Raw genomic sequence first — 2,236 nt, 5'->3', positions numbered from 1 at the left:
TTCCAATTCCGATGTAGAATTTATCAAACGCGCTTCCTTCCCCTATCTCTCCGGGTATCCGCCCGCCTTGCCGCGGGCTTCCAATCTATTCGGAGTTACTCATGCCTATCGGAGTCTGGGCTCTTACGGCTGCGGCGCTGGCTATCGGGATGGCGGAATTCGTCATTGTCGGGATCCTGCCGCAGATCGCCCGCGATACAGATGTCAGCCTTGCCACCGCAGGTCTGACCGTCAGCATCTATGCCCTTGCCGTGGCGGTTGCAGCACCGCTACTGACCGCCCTGACGGGGCGGTTCGACCGCAAGAAGCTGGTGCTTGGCCTTATGGGGCTGTTCATCATCGCCAATACGCTCTCGGCCCTTGCGCCGAGCTTCAACATGCTCCTTCTGGGCCGCATCCTTTCGGGTGTCGTACAGGGGGTGTTCTATTCGGTGGCCACTGTGGTTGCCGCCCAGCTGGTGCCCAAGGAAAAAGCCGGGCAGGCGATTGCCACCATGTTCACCGGCATTACGCTCGCGCTGATCTCGGGGGTGCCGCTGGGCACGTTCATCGCCAATTTCTTCGGCTGGCGCGCGACCTTCATCGCGGTGACCGCCATCGGGGTCATCTCGATCCTCGCCCTGGCGCGCCTTTTGCCGAATAATATCGAGCGTCCGGCACCTGCCTCGTTCCTTGAACAGATGTCGGTGGTGCTCAAGCCGCGCTTGGCGCTTCTCTTCGCGATCACACTGGTGGGTTATGGCGGGTCGTTCGTGGCCTTCACCTATCTCTCGCCGATCCTCGAGACATTTACCGGTATGACGCCCAATGGTATCGGCACGCTCCTGTTCTTCTACGGGGTGGCCGTGGCGATCGGTAACCTGATCTGTGCGCGCATTGCCGACAGGACCGGCGCGATGCCGGTTCTTCTGGGGATCTATGGCGTGATGGCCGTGGCGCTGTTGCTGCTGATCCCGTTCTCGGGCAGCCTCTGGACAATGGTGCCTCTGGTGATGGTCTGGGGGATCGTGGCGTTCGGGTCGGTCTCCATCCTGCAGCTCTACGCCGTCAATCAGGCCAGCATGATCGCGCCGCGTGCGGTCAATGCGACCTCGAGCATGAATATCTCGGCCTTCAATCTCGGGATTGCCCTCGGTGCGGGGGGCGGCGGCTGGGTTGTCGACCATCTGGGGCTCGGCATGACGGGGCCGGTTGCGGGCATCGTGGTGCTGGTAGGGCTGGCGCTGGCTGTGCTGAGCGCCGGGATCGACCGCCGCCATTGTGCCAGCCTGCGCGCAGGAAATGGCGGGGAGTGCCCCGAAGCCGCCTGAATGCCCGAAGACGAATAATAAAACGGGAGGCGGTCAGACGACCGCCTCTTCCAGTGCCAGATCGCGGATCACCTGCAACAGCGCCGAAGGGTCATCCTTGCGCCATGCCAGAGCCACGCAAAGCGAGGGAGCCGGATCTTCCAGATCGACGATCCGCATATCATCGCTTGCCGCACAATCGATGCGGTTGGTCACAAAACTGACCCCCATTCCCGCTTCCACCAGACATAGGCAGCTCTGGCCCTCGGTGCAGTCCTTGACCTTGGGCCGGAAGCCTGCAACCGAGCAGGCACGGATGATCTCGTCATGCACGCCCGGATTCTGTGCGCGCGGCGGAATGATAAAGGTCTCGCCCGCAAAAGCCGAGAGCGGCAGCGGCGCATTGCCGAGCGTTTTCAGATGGGGATGGCTCTTGGGAACAGCCAGACGCATCTGCTCGGTATGGATCTCCTGCACCTCCAGCGCCGGATCAGCGGCGGGCAACAGCAGAAAGGCCGCGTCGATCTCGGCAGCCAGAAGCTGTCTGACCTGCGCATCGCTGGGCATCTCGTGGATCTGGAGGTCGATCTCGGGATGGCGCGCGCGGAAGCCGCGCATCACCGCAGGAAACACCGTCTGCATCGCCAGAGGCGTCACGCCGATCGCAAAACGTCCGCTTTCCTCGGCAATCGCATGGCGGACCGAGCGCTGCACCTGATCGAGATGGGCCAAGAGCCCGTCCGCCTCACGCCTGAGCACAACCCCCGCCGCCGTCAGCGCCACACGCCGCGTGGTGCGCTCGAAGAGCTTCACCCCCAGCTTGTGCTCCAGCTGGGCCACGGTCTTCGTGACCACCGGCTGGCTCATATTCAGCATCTCCGCGGCACGGTTGAAATTGAGCGTCTCGGCCACCCGCAGAAAACAGCGCAGTTCCTTGATTTCCATTC

At 62.6% G+C, this 2,236-nt stretch carries 2 protein-coding genes; one reads left to right on the top strand and one right to left on the bottom strand.

Translation table 11 applies throughout. The features are described from left to right. Window positions 1-101 precede the first annotated feature (101 nt). Window positions 102-1,310, top strand: a complete 1,209-nt coding sequence (locus VSX56_RS20475; RefSeq protein ID WP_350939367.1) for an MFS transporter — start codon at window positions 102-104, stop codon at window positions 1,308-1,310. 33 nt (window positions 1,311-1,343) lie between these two features. On the opposite strand, the gene VSX56_RS20470 is transcribed toward VSX56_RS20475, so the two are convergent. Next, window positions 1,344-2,236 (bottom strand): LysR family transcriptional regulator (locus VSX56_RS20470; RefSeq protein ID WP_349295589.1); only part of this gene is annotated, 893 nt, incomplete at its 5' end.

Source organism: Thioclava kandeliae (assembly GCF_040297545.1).
GTDB classification, from domain to species: domain Bacteria; phylum Pseudomonadota; class Alphaproteobacteria; order Rhodobacterales; family Rhodobacteraceae; genus Thioclava; species Thioclava kandeliae.
The sequence above is the reverse complement of the archived record's forward strand: the minus strand, read 5'-3'. Positions and strand labels throughout refer to the sequence as shown.